General features: G+C 65.4%; 12 protein-coding genes. 7 read left to right on the plus strand and 5 right to left on the minus strand.

The genetic code is table 11. The features are described 5' to 3' along the window. The 4 genes from QW861_RS31775 to QW861_RS31790 all read right to left on the minus strand — a co-directional run bounded on the left by QW861_RS31775 (position 1) and on the right by QW861_RS31790 (position 3,846). Positions 1-651 (minus strand): ChrR family anti-sigma-E factor, encoded by a 651-nt coding sequence (locus tag QW861_RS31775; protein ID WP_315749232.1) that lies wholly within the window; start codon positions 649-651, stop codon positions 1-3. After that, positions 648-1,193 carry a sigma-70 family RNA polymerase sigma factor gene (locus tag QW861_RS31780; RefSeq protein ID WP_315714900.1) on the minus strand — a complete coding sequence of 182 codons (546 nt, stop codon included), beginning with the start codon at positions 1,191-1,193 and terminating at the stop codon, positions 648-650. The genes QW861_RS31775 and QW861_RS31780 overlap by 4 nt, the downstream gene beginning before the upstream one ends. Positions 1,194-1,398: 205 nt before the next feature. After that, complete coding sequence (folE, locus tag QW861_RS31785; protein ID WP_315714899.1) at positions 1,399-2,019, minus strand: GTP cyclohydrolase I FolE; 621 nt, start codon at positions 2,017-2,019, stop codon at positions 1,399-1,401. A 90-nt stretch (positions 2,020-2,109) separates the two neighbouring features. Further along, positions 2,110-3,846 (minus strand): methyl-accepting chemotaxis protein, encoded by a 1,737-nt coding sequence (locus tag QW861_RS31790; protein WP_315749234.1) that lies wholly within the window; start codon positions 3,844-3,846, stop codon positions 2,110-2,112. Between the two features lie 583 nt (positions 3,847-4,429). Between QW861_RS31790 and QW861_RS31795 the strand changes: the two genes are divergently transcribed. Continuing rightward, positions 4,430-6,016: a B12-binding domain-containing radical SAM protein gene (locus QW861_RS31795; protein WP_315714897.1), complete on the plus strand. Its 1,587-nt coding sequence runs from the start codon at positions 4,430-4,432 to the stop codon at positions 6,014-6,016. Between the two features lie 394 nt (positions 6,017-6,410). After that, the gene (locus QW861_RS31800) at positions 6,411-8,768 is read left to right on the plus strand and encodes an efflux RND transporter permease subunit (RefSeq protein ID WP_316193953.1); all 2,358 of its coding nucleotides are present in this window, start codon (positions 6,411-6,413) and stop codon (positions 8,766-8,768) included. Between the two features lie 320 nt (positions 8,769-9,088). Here the strand turns inward: QW861_RS31800 and QW861_RS31805 are convergent, their stop codons facing one another. Then, positions 9,089-9,583, minus strand: coding sequence for a hypothetical protein (locus QW861_RS31805; RefSeq protein ID WP_315826344.1), 495 nt, complete (start codon positions 9,581-9,583; stop codon positions 9,089-9,091). A 476-nt stretch (positions 9,584-10,059) separates the two neighbouring features. Here QW861_RS31805 and QW861_RS31810 point away from each other — a divergent pair, with 476 nt between their 5' ends. The 5 genes from QW861_RS31810 to QW861_RS31830 all read left to right on the plus strand — a co-directional run bounded on the left by QW861_RS31810 (position 10,060) and on the right by QW861_RS31830 (position 14,591). Then, a complete protein-coding gene (locus QW861_RS31810; RefSeq protein WP_315714894.1) occupies positions 10,060-10,296 on the plus strand; it encodes a hypothetical protein in 237 nt (78 codons plus the stop codon). Positions 10,297-10,518: 222 nt separating this feature from the next. After that, positions 10,519-11,397: a squalene synthase HpnC gene (gene hpnC, locus QW861_RS31815; protein WP_316193954.1), complete on the plus strand. Its 879-nt coding sequence runs from the start codon at positions 10,519-10,521 to the stop codon at positions 11,395-11,397. Beyond that, complete coding sequence (gene hpnD / locus QW861_RS31820) at positions 11,394-12,233, plus strand: presqualene diphosphate synthase HpnD (RefSeq protein WP_315714892.1); 840 nt, start codon at positions 11,394-11,396, stop codon at positions 12,231-12,233. The genes hpnC and hpnD overlap by 4 nt, the downstream gene beginning before the upstream one ends. Further along, positions 12,233-13,483: a hydroxysqualene dehydroxylase HpnE gene (gene hpnE, locus QW861_RS31825; protein ID WP_316193955.1), complete on the plus strand. Its 1,251-nt coding sequence runs from the start codon at positions 12,233-12,235 to the stop codon at positions 13,481-13,483. The genes hpnD and hpnE overlap by 1 nt, the downstream gene beginning before the upstream one ends. A 343-nt stretch (positions 13,484-13,826) precedes the next feature. Further along, positions 13,827-14,591, plus strand: coding sequence for a phosphorylase (locus QW861_RS31830; protein WP_409977888.1), 765 nt, complete (start codon positions 13,827-13,829; stop codon positions 14,589-14,591). Positions 14,592-14,658: the final 67 nt, after the last annotated feature.

The raw sequence follows: 14,658 nt of genomic DNA on the forward strand, positions 1-14,658 counted from the left end.
TCAGAGCCGGACGAAGGGGCTGATGAGGCGGCCGAGCAGGCCGTGCATGCGCAGGTCGCCGGTCATGGCGACGAGGCAGAGGCAGGGGCCCTCGTCACCGACCACCGGACGATGGTCGACCTCGTCGTCGCCATAGTCGAAGTCGCCGGGTCCGTAATAGCCGCCGAGATGGCTGAAGCTGCCCTTCAGCACGCAGGTCAGCTCATTGCCGGAATGCGTATGCTCCAGCATCCGCGCCCCTGGCTCCGAGCGCAGCAGGAAGGCGCGCGATTTGCCGGTGCCAGGCAGCAGGATCGGGCGCATGCTGATGCCGGGTGCCACGCGCCGGCGCTTGCCGATCTTGCAGCGCTTGACCATCTCGGGCAGGTCCGCGAGCTCGGGATCGTGCTCGGCGACCTCGCTCACCTGCGGCGCCGCCTGCGGGCGTCGATCGATGCGGGCCATCACGGCATCGAAAGCGTCCGCGCCCGTCGCGATCGGCTCGGCCGCGTCCAGCGAGGCGCCGGCGAGCTGCTCGATGGCGCGGACGAAGCGCTGGCATCGGCCGCAATCGGCGACATGGACACCGACGACCAGCCGCTCGGCCTCGTCGAGCGCACCAGTGGCGAAGTCGGCCAGCAGGTCTTCCGGCGGGTGGTGGCTGATCGTCATGTCGCGTCGTCCAACAGGTCTCTCAGGCGATTCATCGCCAGTCTGATTCGTGACTTTACCGTACCCAGCGGCAGGCCGAGCACCGCCGCGATTTCCGAATGCGGTCGTTCCTCAACGAACGACAGGCGGATCACGGTGGATTGCTCCGCCGATAATCTTTCGATCGCGGCCGCTACCCGTGTGGCATCTTCGACACGCGAGACGATCTGGTCGGCTGCGGGCGTCGGATCGGCTTCCTCGTCGCGCCCCACTTCTCTGCTCAGCCGGCTGTCGCGGGCGGCCTTGCGCACGGCGTCGATCCGCTGGTTGCGCGCGATCGTGAAGATCCAGGCGGCCGCGCCGGCCGTCGACGGATCGAATTGCCCCGCCTTCGTCCACACCGCCACCATGGTGGATTGGGCGATTTCCTCGGCGTCGTCGGCGTTGCAGCCGGTCTTGATGAGGAAACCTTTGATGCGGGGCGCAAAATGCGCGAACAGGGCCTTGAACGCCTCGCGGTCGCCGCGCGCGGCGACGCGTCCGATCAATTCAGCCCAATCCACAGTCGCCTTCGGCCCTCTGCTCACATTCACCTTGGTACGGGCGCCCAAGGCCCGTGCAAATCGATGCCGGGACGATGCCACGTTCCATTGCGCTAATCCAGCCGCTCTCATCGCGTGGTCATGGTCCCCGGCACGCATGCTTGATCCCGGATAACGTGGCTCATGGACGGCTGGATCACAGCGGGCGGACGATTTTCCGTGCCCCTCAATCCTTCAGATCGGAATTGACCATCGCCAGGAACTCCTGGCGGCTCATCGGGTCGGTGCGGAAGCAGCCGAGCATGCGGCTGGTGGTGAGATCGACGCCGTGCTTCTTGACGCCGCGCGAGCTGATGCAGTGATGGGCTGCCTTGATCACGACCGCCACGCCCTGCGGCTGCAGCACCTCGTCGATGATGTTGGCGATCTCGGCGGTCATGCGTTCCTGGATCTGCAGCCGGCTGGCATAGGCCTCGACGACCCGGGCGAGCTTGGAAATCCCGACCACGCGGTTGCGCGGCACGTAGCCGACCCAGGCGCGGCCGATGATGGGCGCCATGTGGTGCTCGCAATGGCTCTGGAACGGGATGTTCCGCAACAGCACCATCTCGTCGTAGCCGGCGGTCTCCTCGAACGTCTTGCGCAGATACTCCTCGGGGTTCTGCTCATAGCCGGAAAAATAGCTCTTGTAGGCCCGCGCGACGCGGGCCGGGGTCTCGGAGAGACCCTCGCGTGACGGGTCCTCGCCGATCCAGGTCAGGATGGTGCGGATGGCGTCCTCGACGTCATCCTGGGTGACCGCAACCGGGTCGCAGGCGAACGGAAGTTTCTTGGCTGTCTGGCGCACGATGGCTCTCCAAAAACCAAGAAACGGTTCCGGTGTCGGAACGGATCACGTCTTGTGGGGGCGATTTCCGCAACCGATGGCTCGCCGCCGTCAGCTCGCCTTGCGCAGCCGCATCTCCGCAGACGGACCCGAGCGGAGGTTCTGGAAGAACTTCTCGACCTCGTTGGCGAGCGTCTGCGCGGTCGCGTTGAGGTCGCCGGACGCCGACAGGACGGAGGCGGCGGCTGTCGAGGTCTCGCTGATGGCGTCGCGGAGCGAGTCGATGTTCATGACCAGCGTCTGGTTGCCCTGGGCGGTCGACTGCGCGTTGGTCGAGATCTCCCGCGTCGCCTGGTCCTGTTGCTGGATGGCATTGGAGATGTTCGAGGTGATCTCGTTGATGCCGCGGACCGCCTGGCCAATCTCGCGGACGGCGTCGACCGCGGTCTTGGTCGAGGCCTGGATCAGGCCGACGTTCTGGCTGATCTCCTCGGTCGCCTTGGCCGTCTGCCCGGCCAGCGCCTTGACCTCGTGAGCGACCACGGCAAAGCCACGGCCGGCCTCGCCGGCGCGGGCGGCCTCGATGGTCGCATTCAGCGCGAGGAGATTGGTCTGCTCGGCGATGGTCTGGATCAGGGTCAGTACGCCGTCGATGCGCTGGGTGGCGGCGGCAAGGCCCTCGATCTCCGTGACCGACTTCTCGGTGCGTTGGCCGGTCTGCTCGACGGCGCCGGCCGACTGCCGGATCTGCCGGCCGATCTCCTCGACCGACGTCGACAGCTCCTCGGCGGCGCTGGCGACGGCGGAGACGTTGGTCGAGGCCTGCGACGTGGCGCCGGCCGCGGTGACCGCGCGCTCGTTGGCATCGGCCGTCAGCCGCGTGATCATCTCGGCGGTTTGGCGCATCGCGGCGGCGTTCTCGGTGACGGTCCGCATCACGCTGCTGATCGCGGTGCGGAATTGCTCGACCGCGGTCTCGATGTGGCGGGCCCGGGCTTCGCGGATTTCCGAGTCCTGCGAGACCTGGACATTGAGGTCGCGGTTATGGGCCATCGCCTGCTGGAACACGCCGATGGCGCGGGCGAGCTCGCCGATCTCGTCGGCCCGTCCGGCATGCGGCACCTCGACGTTCTCGGCGCCGGTCGCGACCTGGCGGATCGTATCGGTGATCTGCGACAGCGGCCGAGCGATCGAGCGGGCGATGATCACCACGCCGGCTGCGACCAGAACCAGCATCAGGCCGCCAAGGCCTGTCAGCACGAGCGAGAGCTTGTTGTTCAGCGCCGTTTCCTCGGCGATCTTTCCTGCGCGCTCGACATAGACTTTGGACAGCGCCTCGAGATCCGTGTTGAGCGCCTTGCGCACGGAGCGATTGGCATCGTTGTCGCCCCACTCGCGTCCCGCAGCCGGGCTGATTTCATTGGCGCGGCGGACCAGTTCGGCGCGGAATTCGACGAATTGCTCGATCCGCTTCTTGAATGTTGCGAATTGCTGGGCGTCGTCGGCCTGGACGATCGCCTGCCACTTGTCGACGACCTTCAGGATCTCGGCGTTGAACTTGAGCAAGCCGTTGCCGTATTGCTTCACGACGGCCGGGTCTGTCGACATATAGACGCCGCGCGACTCCATGACGACGGCATAGACGAGGCCGTTGACCAGCTGAACGTTGTGAGCGGCGAGATTGGCTGTCTCGATGGCTTTGATGAGCTCCGTGGCCCGCCGCGAGTTGTAGTCGGACAGCCAGGTGATTGCGGCGGTCAATAGCGCAAACAATGCAAAGATTGCATAGAGCTTGACTGCGATGGACTGGCGCGTGGCCGTCTTCGTTGACGTCGGGCGTGAGGTCATGAGGTGAGATACCGCAAGTTTTTGCTACGACGGAGGAGGCGCTTGATTGTTAATAGTTATGCAAAACCTTCATGGAGAAAGCGTTAAGTGGACATCGTCAGTATTATGCAACCACAGCGTACTTTGCTTGGCGTTTCAATCGATTAGTTGGTGCTCCGCAGCAGGGGCGGGCGCCGGGGCATCCGGTCGACTACGGAGGGCATGCGCCATTTCGAGGCCCCGCGTTCCCCTGCAAATGCATTGCAAACCAGTGGCCGCGCGCACGCGCGCTCCGCAATTGGTTCGCCGGTCGGAGACAGGCGGGAGCAGTCGTCGCGCTCGACCGATCAATTATCCATCCGATTGGAACTTTGGATCGCCCTTCGCATTCCGCCATCCGTATTGCGATGCATCGGATCAGGTCGCCTCGTCAGGACGCGTCGGATCATGCCAGGCAGCGTGAGCATCTGGCACGCGGCGGGGACGTCGCGCCTTGCGACAGGAGCGGAAGGCGCGATCGCACTCAACTTTTCCGGAAGGGGTAGCGAAGCCTTATCTTCGGCCGTAAGGTAACCGGTTAGCGGGTTGTCGCGAGGGGCAGTCGATGAGATTCGAGGGCATCGAAACGGTACGTCGCATTCTCTGTGTGTTTCCGCGCTACACCTCGTCGTTCGGAACCTTCGAGCATGCCTATCCGCTCACCGACGGCATCCAGGCCTTCATGCCGCCGCAGGGGCTGCTGCTGATCGCGGCCTATCTTCCAGGTTCCTGGCAGGTGCGCTTCATCGATGAGAACATCCGCCCGGCGCAGGACGAGGATTTCTCATGGGCCGAAGCGGTGTTCGTCAGCGGCATGCACATCCAGCGTCAGCAGATGAACGACATCTGCCAGCGGGCGCACGCGTTCGACCTGCCGGTCGCGCTCGGCGGCCCCTCGGTCAGCGCCTGTCCGGACTACTACCCGAGCTTCGACTATCTGCATGTCGGCGAGCTCGGTGATGCGACCGACGAGCTGATCGCGCGGCTGGCGCGGGATCCGTCACGGCCTGCGCAGCAGGTCGTGCTGCGGACCAACGAGCGGGTGGCGATGACCGATTTCCCGGTGCCGGCCTACGAGCTCGCCGAGGTGAAGAAGTACTTTCTCGGCAGTATCCAGTATTCCAGCGGCTGCCCCTATCAGTGCGAGTTCTGCGACATCCCCGGCCTCTATGGGCGCAACCCGCGCATCAAGTCGCCGCAGCAGATCATCGCCGAGCTGGACAAGCTCAGGGAATGCGGCGTCACCGGCTCGGTCTATTTCGTCGACGACAACTTCATCGGCAACCGCAAAGCCGCGACGGAGCTGCTGCCGCATCTGATCGAATGGCAGAAGCGCACCGGCTATGTGATGCGGCTCGCCTGCGAGGCCACGCTCAACATCGCCAAGCGGCCCGAGATCCTGGAGAAGATGCGTGAGGCCTATTTCATCACCATCTTCTGCGGCATCGAGACGCCCGATCCGGATGCGCTGACGGCGATGCAGAAAGATCACAACATGATGGTGCCGATCCTGGAGGGGATCAGGACCATCAACAGCTACGGCATGGAGGTCGTCTCCGGTATCATCATGGGGCTGGACACCGACACGCCGCAGACCGCGGACGCGCTGCTGCAGTTCGTCGAGGAGAGCCGGATCCCGCTGCTTACGATCAATCTGCTGCAGGCGCTGCCGAAGACGCCCCTGTGGGATCGCCTCGAGCGCGAGGGCAGGCTGGTCCACGATGACGGTCGCGACTCCAACGTGAAATTCCTGATGCCCTATGACGAGGTGGTCACGGCGTGGCGGCGCTGCATGGAGGTGGCCTATGAGCCGGAGCGGCTGTTCGCGCGCTACAAGCACCAATGCGACACCACCTATGCCAACCGCATCGAGGTACCGGTCAGCGACGAGATGAAGAGTTGGCCGAACATCAGGCGCGGCCTGGTCATGATGGGCAAGATCTTCTGGAAGGTGGGCGTGCTCGGCGACTACAAGCGGCCGTTCTGGCGCTTTGCCTGGAGCCAGCTCAAGCGAGGCGAGATCGAGAATTTCATCGCCGTGGCGTTGATCGCGCATCACCTCATCATGTTTGCGCGCGCCGCCTCGCGCGGGCATCAGAACGCGTCGAACTACTCGATCCGGCTGCGCGAGGCCGCCCTTCCCGCAGGGTGATGGTCCTCTGTGGAACTGGGGGCGGCGGGTGGTGCTCGCCAGCACCGGCTCGCGGCCTGCCCAGAGCAAGGGACGGCTCGGTCGGATACCGGTCCTTGAGTCGTTCAGGTTTCGAGGCCCCGCGTCCGTCGGGGCCATCCACGCTCTTTTCAAGCACGGCAGAATCGTGGCGTGATCGGAAGCCGTGGCGGCTCGCCGTATTGTGTGGCCGCGCATGGTTGCGGTCGGGGAGTGAACCCTGCTAGATCGCCTCGACGAATTTTCACGTGTTTTCAAGGATTAGCTTGGGCTGCGGGCCACAATGCGGTCATCTCTGCTTCGCTGAGCGGCCTTATTTCTGCCCTATGCGCTCAGGCCCTCAGAATTGGGCCGCACCCCAACCACTGGACACCGCATGCTGGAAGTCAGGCACGACAACGAAGTCCATGTCGAGAAGGTCGAGCACCGGCCGGCCGACAGCATCGCTTTTGGCATCGAACGACTCGGCCTCCTCGCGGTCAAGGCGCCGATCTTCTCCTGCGTCGTCCTGCTCGTCCTCATCGTGGCGGCGGTGTTCGGCATCAAGCGCATCCAGATCGACGATTCGCTCAGCCAGCTGTTTCGCTCCGACAGCAAGGAATTCCACCAGTACGAGGAGGTGACGAAGAAGTTCCCGGCCGAGGAATTCGACGTCCTCGTCGTGGTCGAGGGCCAGACCTTGCTGGCCCGCCAGAACCTCGAGAAGCTTCGTGACTTCGTGACCGACCTGCAACTGGTCGAGGGTACCCGTGGCCTGGTGTCGCTGTTCTCGGCCCGTCAGGCGCCGGCGCCCGGCAAGCTGCCGGCAGCGCTGTTTCCGTCGGATCTGCCGGAGGGCGAGGCCTACGACAAGTTCATCGAAACGGTGAAGTCGAACGAGATCATCCGCGGCAAGCTGTTGTCGGAGGACGGCACGCTCGCCCTGATCGTGCTGTCGCTCGAGCCCAAGGTGGTCGCCTCGAACGATCTCGGGAAGGTGGTGGGCGACATCCGGAAGCTGATGGCGGAGGACCTCGCCGACACCGGCCTGAATTTCCAGCTTTCCGGCGTGCCGGTCATGCAGCTCGAGATCCGCAACGCGGTGGAACGCGACGGGCTGACCTACAACATTCTCGGCATTCTCGCCGGCTGCATCATCGCCATCATCTTCTTCCGCAAGGTCTCCTTCATGATCGCAGCGGCGTTTCCGCCGCTGATCGCGATCATGCTCGCGCTCGGCGCGCTCGGCTGGGCCAATTTCAATCTCAACATGTTCCTGAACGTGATGACGCCGCTCATCATGGTCATCAGCTTCTCCGATTCGATGCAGCTTACCTTCGCCGCCCGCGACCGCCTGATCGCGGGTCAGGACAAGGTGACGGCGTTCAAGAACGCCGTGCTGGTCGTCGGCCCGGCTTGCGTGCTGACCCACGCCACCGCCGGCATTTCCTTCATCGCCCTGCAGTTTTCCGACAGCGACCTGATCCGCAAGTTCGGCGAGGCGGGGCTCGCAGCCACCATCATCGCGCTGGTCGCGGTGCTGTCGCTGGTGCCGGTGTTCGGCGTGCTGCTGGTGCGCAACGAGAAGACATTCGCGGTCAAATTCCAGGGCGCCGACGCCGGCGTCCAGGCGCTGCGCAATTTCTGCTACTGGATCGCGGTGCGCATGGTCGGCCGTCCCGGCCTGTTCAGCCTGATCGCGGTGGTGTTCGTCGGCTCGCTCGCGGTGGTGTATTCGACCCTGGAGCCGCGCTATCGCCTCGCCGACCAGGTGCCGGACAAGCAGCAGGCGGTTGCAGCAAGCAACCGGCTTGATGCCAAGCTGACCGGCGCCAACCCGGTCAACGTGCTCATCCAGTTTCCGAAGGGCGCCTCGCTCTATGCGCCGGAGACGTTGCAGACGATCGCCGACGTCCATGCCACCGTCGAAAAGACTGCTGGTGTCGGCAACGTCTGGTCGGTCGAGACGCTCCGGCGCTGGCTGGCCGAGAAGGCCGGCTCGTCGGATACGGCGACGTTGCAGGAATACGTCAATCTGATCCCCGAGCACCTCGTGCGCCGCTTCATCGACAAGGAGCAGGACGCCGTCGTGGTCGCCGGCCGTGTGCCGGATGTCGATTCCAGCCAGCTGCTGCCGGTGGTCGACAAGCTCGACCGCGAGCTCGATGCGGTGAGAAAGAAGCATCCCGGCTATGAAATCGCCGTTACCGGTCTCGCCGCCATCGCCGCGCGCAACTCCGCCGGCATGATCGAAAAGCTCAACCATGGGCTGACGATCGAGTTCGCGCTGGTGGCGATGTTCATCGGGCTGGCCTTCCGGTCCTGGGTCGTCATGCTCGCCTGCATCCTGCCCGGCATTTTCCCTGTCGTGATGTCGGGCACCGTGCTGTGGGCAATGGGTGAGGGGCTGCAATTTGCCAGCGTGGTGGCGCTCACGGTCTCCTTCGGCCTTGGCCTGTCGGCCACTATCCACTTCCTGAACCGGCTGCGGATGGAAAGCGCGCCCGGCGTCAGTGCCGCGGTCGCGGTGGAGCGTGCCACCGTACTGGTCGGACCGGCGCTGATCCTCACCACCGTGGTGCTGGCCTGCGGCCTGGTCGTCACCGTGTTCTCGGATCTGCCGTCGCTGCGGCTGTTCGGTTGGCTCAGCGCGTTCTCGATGGTGGCGGCGCTGTTTGCCGACCTCTTCATCCTCCGCCCGACCGCGATGTTCCTGATCAACCTGTCGCAGAAGCTGAAGCGCAAGCCGCTTTAGCCCAGGCTGTTGCGTAAACCAGGGCCGTCATCACCGGCGAAAGCGTGTGATCCAGCACGCCGCGGCCTATCGGTTCAATCAGGACAGCCTCTGGAATACTGGAGCGCCCGGTCCCGTCTGCGCCTTCGGCTTCGACGCGGCTATGAGTTCAAGGGCGCGCCGGAGCTTTAGCGAAGGCGGCAAGCCGGGCGACGACAGCGGCGGGTCTCATTCGTATCCGACGGCTGCGGAAGCACCGCAAAACAAAACGGCCCTGACATTGTCAGGGCCGTTTGCGCATTCGACTGCCCGTGAGCGCGCGACGCGCTCCGGTCCAAGGATCAGGTCTTCGACATCGTGATGTTGACGCCGCGGATCTCGCCCTTGGAGGAGATCTGCACGACCTGCTTGTTGCCGCTGGTCCTCAGGGTGATGCTGGCGGCGAAGCCGGCGGCCTGCACGAACACGTCGATCTGGCCGTTGCCGGCGGTGCCCTGCAGCTCGCCGTTCACGTTGCGGCTGGATTCGCTCCAGTTGCCGGAGATGCGATCGCCCTGGCTGGTGACGTCACTGGTCAGGAGGAACTTGTAGCTGTCGCTGGCGCATTGCAGGCTCTGCTTCAGATTGGCGCCGGCCACCTTGTAGCTGGCCTTGCAGCGGATGCGCTCGGTGGTGCCGTCCGACAGCGCGACCGTGCCGTTGCCCGACCACGAGCCGTCGAAGCCGGCGAACGGGCCCGACTGAGCCTGAACTGCGGTCGCCGCCACGAACAGTGCCGCTCCGAGACCGGCGGCCTTGATGACGTGCCCCGAGAAAGATGAGCCGAACAGTTTCATATCGAGTTTCCCATCCAAAATGACACCGCTGTGTCGGCGTATGCCGCCGCTTCGAACACTTGGTGTTCTCGCCGAAGGTTAGGTTCAAATGACGGCCGGTCGGGCGCTGCGACCGGATGCCATGATGCCCGCCGACGCCGTGCGACCGGTCGGCGCCGAATGGTCGTCCTCGCAAGACGGCTGCACGCAAGCCGCCTCGACGGCGCTGCATCTAACGGTCCGCGCGGCATGCTTGCAACAGCCAAATGCGAAAAACGTGTTCCGAGAATAACGCCCTAGTATCAACGCCTTGTTTGTGCCAAAGCTGTGATCTCCGAGCTTGATCCGCTCGGGATCATAGGGCGCAAATTTGGCCGCATTTGGCAGCGTACCTCCGGCGCTGGGGGGCTTGCGGTCCTTGCCAAACCAAACAGGTGTTTCCCGGGCAGCATCGGCGATCCGGGAGGTCTCCTCTGCTGTCAAAATGAAGGAACACGATGCGTAAGATTTTCCTGGCACTTTCCCTGCTGTCGTCGGTGTCCGTTTCCACCGGTGCGTTTGCGCAAGGCCGCGGCGGCACGCCCGAAGAGCAGGCGGCCTGCACGCGTGACGTTCAGAAGTTCTGCCGTGCCGTCATCGATCAGGGTGACTTCACCATTCTGGCGTGCCTCAAGGAGAACCGGCCCAAGATCAGCCCGGCCTGCGACCAGGTGCTGAAGACCCACAACCAGTAAGCGGTTGCCGTTCGGAACGGTTGTTTCCGAACTCCCTTGGTTAACGACCGCCGGCCCGCCCCTCAGGGGAGGCCGGCGGTTCGGTCCTATGGGCTGCCCGACATCGATTGCATTGGTTTTGGCGGGATCTTCGCCTATATGGGGCGAGCAATCCGTTCGCATGAGCGAAGCGGCGGGCATTGTTTTCGGTAGCGCCCTTTCAACCTGATAGCTGTTTCGTCCATGACCACCGCGAGCGATTTGCGATCCGGCAAGACACACCGGGACGAGAACTTTCCGGTGGCGTCGTGGATCATCCGTCCCGAGCACCGGGGGCTGATCCTCGCCTTCTACAATTTCGTGCGCACCGCCGACGACATCGCCGACCATCCGAGCCTGCCGGGCGACGAGAAGCTGCGGCTGCTCGATCTGCTCGAAGCCGAGCTGACCGGGACTGGCGAAACCCAGGACGTCGCCGTCAGCCTGCGCCGGGCGCTCGCCGAGCGCGGCATGCCGCCTCGGCACGCGCTCGATCTGCTGGTCGCCTTCCGGATGGACGTGACCAAGCTGCGCTACGAGAACTGGGACGAGGTCATCCACTACTGCCGCTACTCGGCGATGCCGGTCGGCCGCTTCATGCTCGACGTGCACGGCGAGTCCACCGCGACCTGGCCGGCCTCGGACGCGATCTGTGCGGGCCTGCAGATCAACAACCACCTGCAGGACTGCGGCAAGGACTACAAGGCGCTCAACCGCGTGTATCTGCCGCGCGATGCGCTGGCGGAAGCCGGTGCCACCGTCGAGATGCTCGGCGAGGCCAAGTCGCCGCCGCCTCTGCTGGCCTGCCTGCAGAGGCTCGCGGTGCGCAATGCGGCGCTGCTCGATGAGGGCAGGGACCTCAACAGCGGCGTCAAGGATTTCCGCTTCGGACTGGAGATCGCCGTGATCCAGGCTTTCGCCGACCGCATCGTGGCGTTGCTGAAGGTGCGCGATCCGCTGAGCGAGCGCGTGCACCTGTCGCCCGTCGGCATGCTCGGCCTCACCTTCACGTCGGTCATGGGCGAGATCGGCCGCCGCGTGGCCGGGCGTCATCCCGTCACCAAATCGGCAGCCGGCGCATGACCCTCGAGGCAACCGCAGACAATATCGATCACGGCACGGCAGCCTCCGGCAGCTCGTTCTATGCCGCCATGCGCATCCTGCCGCGCGCCCAGCGCGACGCGATGTTCCAGGTCTACAGCTTCTGCCGCGAGGTCGACGACATCGCCGATTCCGACGGCCCGCGGCCCGAGCGGCTCGCGGCGCTGCAGAAATGGCGCGACGACATCGACGCGCTGTACCAGGGCAACCCGCCGCCGCGGCTGCGCGACTATGTCAGCTCGGTGAAGACCTTCGGGCTGAAGCGCGAGGACTTCCTCGCCATCATCGACGGCATGGAGATGGACGTGCCGCAGGAGATCCGCGCGCCGGATCTCGCGACGCTCGACCTTTATTGCGACCGCGTGGCGAGCGCGGTCGGCCGCCTCTCGGTGCGCATCTTCGGCATGCCCGAGGAGGACGGCATCCTGCTTGCCCATCATCTCGGCCGCGCGCTGCAGCTCACCAACATCCTGCGCGACATCGACGAGGACGCGGCGATCGGCCGGCTGTACCTGCCGCGCGAGGCGCTGCTGTTCGCCGGCATCACCGGCGACGATCCGGCCAAGGTCACGCAGGAGCGCGCGCTGCCCAAGGTCTGCAACTCGGTTGCGGTCAGGGCCAAGACGCATTTCGAGAAGGCCGACGAGATCATGCGGCGAAATCGCCGGCGCGCCGTGCGGGCGCCGCGGATCATGTCAAAATACTATCGTGCCGTGTTCGACCTCTTGCTCGAGCGAGGCTTCGCGCTGCCGCGCGAGCCCGTCCGCGTGAGCAAGCTCACGAAGATCGGCATCATCCTTCGTTACGCAATCATCTGATGCAGAAGACAGCTCACATCATCGGCGCCGGCGTGTCCGGCCTTTCCGCCGGCGTGCGGCTCGCCAATGCGGGCTACATCGTCCATGTCCACGAGGCGACGCAGCAGCTCGGCGGCCGCTGCCGGTCCTATTACGACGCCGCGACCGACCTGGTGATCGACAACGGCAACCATTTGCTGCTGTCGGCCAATCATCACGTGCTGTCCTATGCCCGCGCGATCGGCTCGGAAGCGGGGCTGGTCGGGCCGGAGAAGGCGCAGTTCGCCTTCGTCGACATCCGGAGCGGCCAGCGCTGGCTGCTCGATCTCGGCAACGGCCGCCTGCCGCTGTGGGTGTTCGACGAGGGCCGCCGCGTGCCGGATACCAAGCTCGGCGACTACCTCGCGCTGTCGCCGCTGATCTGGGCCGGTACGTCCAGGACGATCGGCAGCACGATTCCCTGCAAGGGTACGCTGTATGACCGTCTGGTGCAGCCGCTGCTGCTTGCGGCGCTGAACTGCGATCCGCCGGAAGGGTCGGCGGGGCTGGCCGGCGCCATCGTCCGCGAGACCTTGCTCGCCGGCGGCCAGGCCTGCCGGCCGCTGATCGCGCGCGACGGCCTGTCGGGCGTGCTGATCGATCCGGCCGTGAAATTCCTGGAAGGCAAGGGCGGCAGCGTGCGGATCGGCCGCGAGCTGCGCGGCCTCGACGATGCGGGTGGTCGCGTCACCGGGCTCAGGTTCGGCGGCGATGAAACCGTCGCGCTCGGTCCGTCCGACGTCGTGGTGCTCGCCGTGCCGCCGCGGCCGGCGATGGCCCTGCTGCCGGGGCTCACGGGGCCGACGAAATATCGTGCCATCGTCAATGCCCATTTCCGCATCACGCCGCCGCGCGATGCACCAGCTCTTCTCGGGGTTGTCGGCGGCCTGGTCGAGTGGCTGTTCGCCTTCCCGCAGCGGCTCTCGGTCACCATCAGCAATGGCGATCGCCTCGTCGACGTGCCGCGCGAGGAGCTCGCCGCCGCGATCTGGGCCGACGTCTGCAAGGCCGCCGGGATCACGGCGGAGCTGCCGCCGTGGCAGATCGTGCGCGAGCGTCGCGCCACCTTCGAGGCGACGCCCGAGCAGAACGCGCTCCGACCGGGAGCGAAGACGGCGTTCGGCAATCTCGCTCTGGCGGGGGACTGGACCGATACCGGCCTGCCGGCAACCATCGAAGGCTCGGTGCGCTCCGGCGACCGCGCTGCGAATCTCCTGCTCGGGCACGGCTGACCGGCGCAGGGGCGGCCGAATCTGCCCGCGCCGTCATGCCGCTTGCCGTGAGTCTCACATTTTCGTGGCGTAGTTCTTGCTTGAAGTTCCACGCCCGGTGGCACCGGCGCAATCTGTTCCAGGACGGAACAGGGATCGGCGGGGCCAAATGGCAACACCGGGCAAAAAACGCATCAGGTGCGGGTGCAGTGCGGCGCAAACGGGGTTTCCTCGCGGATTTTTTCTGCGTAATCCTCGGTTTGTTAAGGCCTTTCCGCTCTGGCGCCGCCGTGGCTGAGGCTTTGGAACAAGAGACGGAGACGTCGGATCACGCGACGTCCGAGAAGGTGTCAGGGGTCGGATTGTGAAGTTGGGGATGGGGGACGACACGTCCGCGGATCGCCCGATTGATTCGCGGCCGGTCTTGGTCGTGACGGGCTTGGTGCAGGAGGCCCGGATTGCTGCCGGGCCCGGCATGATGGTGATCTGCAGCTCGAGCGACCCCAGGCAGTTGCGCTCGCTGCTCACCGTGTTCGATCCGACCTCGATCCGCGGCGTCGTCAGCTTCGGCGTGGCCGGCGGTCTCGATCCGAGCCTCAAGGCCGGCGACATCGTCGTCGCCACCGAAGTGACCGCCGGCGATGCCCGCTGGCTGTCGGGCCTGTCGCTGCGCGAGGAGCACATCGCCCGCGCCGCCCTGAAGAAGCGCCGCGTTGTGCGCGGCGTGCTCGCCGGGGCCGAAGAGGTGGTGGTGGCCCAGGCCCGCAAGGCGGCGCTGCGCATGAAGACCGGCGCGGCCGCGGTCGACATGGAGAGCCACATCGCCGCCGCCTATGCCGCCGAGTACGGGCTGCCGTTCGCGGCGCTGCGGGTGATCTCCGATCCCGCCCATCGCACCCTCCCGTCGCTTGCCAAGGACGCCATCAAGCCCAACGGCGACATCGACCTGCCGATGATCCTGCGCGGCGTCGCTCGCAATCCGGCCGTGCTGCGCGGCCTGGTGTCGACGGGCATCGAGTTCAATCGCGCCCTGCGCTCGCTGCGCGGCGCCCGCGACCTGCTGCTGAGCGGCATGCTGGCAGCTGAGCATTTCCTCGAGACCGAGACGCTCGCCGCTGCCGAGGCGTGAGCCGTTTGCTCATCGCGGAGCGTAGCGTCCATCCCGATCCACAGATCAGTTCAATGAAAAAGGCCGC

It is taken from the genome of Bradyrhizobium sp. SZCCHNRI1029 (assembly GCF_032487555.1).
Lineage (GTDB): Bacteria > Pseudomonadota > Alphaproteobacteria > Rhizobiales > Xanthobacteraceae > Bradyrhizobium.

What these genes read in the sequence shown, in the direction of transcription:
- QW861_RS31810 (WP_315714894.1), top strand. Translation starts at nt 10,060, where the DNA reads ATGCGTAAGATTTTCCTGGCACTTTCCCTGCTGTCGTCGGTGTCCGTT.
- hpnE (WP_316193955.1), top strand. Translation starts at nt 12,233, where the DNA reads ATGCAGAAGACAGCTCACATCATCGGCGCCGGCGTGTCCGGCCTTTCC.
- QW861_RS31805 (WP_315826344.1), bottom strand. Translation starts at nt 9,583, where the DNA reads ATGAAACTGTTCGGCTCATCTTTCTCGGGGCACGTCATCAAGGCCGCC.
- hpnC (WP_316193954.1), top strand. Translation starts at nt 10,519, where the DNA reads ATGACCACCGCGAGCGATTTGCGATCCGGCAAGACACACCGGGACGAG.
- QW861_RS31790 (WP_315749234.1), bottom strand. Translation starts at nt 3,846, where the DNA reads ATGACCTCACGCCCGACGTCAACGAAGACGGCCACGCGCCAGTCCATC.
- QW861_RS31800 (WP_316193953.1), top strand. Translation starts at nt 6,411, where the DNA reads ATGCTGGAAGTCAGGCACGACAACGAAGTCCATGTCGAGAAGGTCGAG.
- QW861_RS31775 (WP_315749232.1), bottom strand. Translation starts at nt 651, where the DNA reads ATGACGATCAGCCACCACCCGCCGGAAGACCTGCTGGCCGACTTCGCC.
- hpnD (WP_315714892.1), top strand. Translation starts at nt 11,394, where the DNA reads ATGACCCTCGAGGCAACCGCAGACAATATCGATCACGGCACGGCAGCC.
- QW861_RS31795 (WP_315714897.1), top strand. Translation starts at nt 4,430, where the DNA reads ATGAGATTCGAGGGCATCGAAACGGTACGTCGCATTCTCTGTGTGTTT.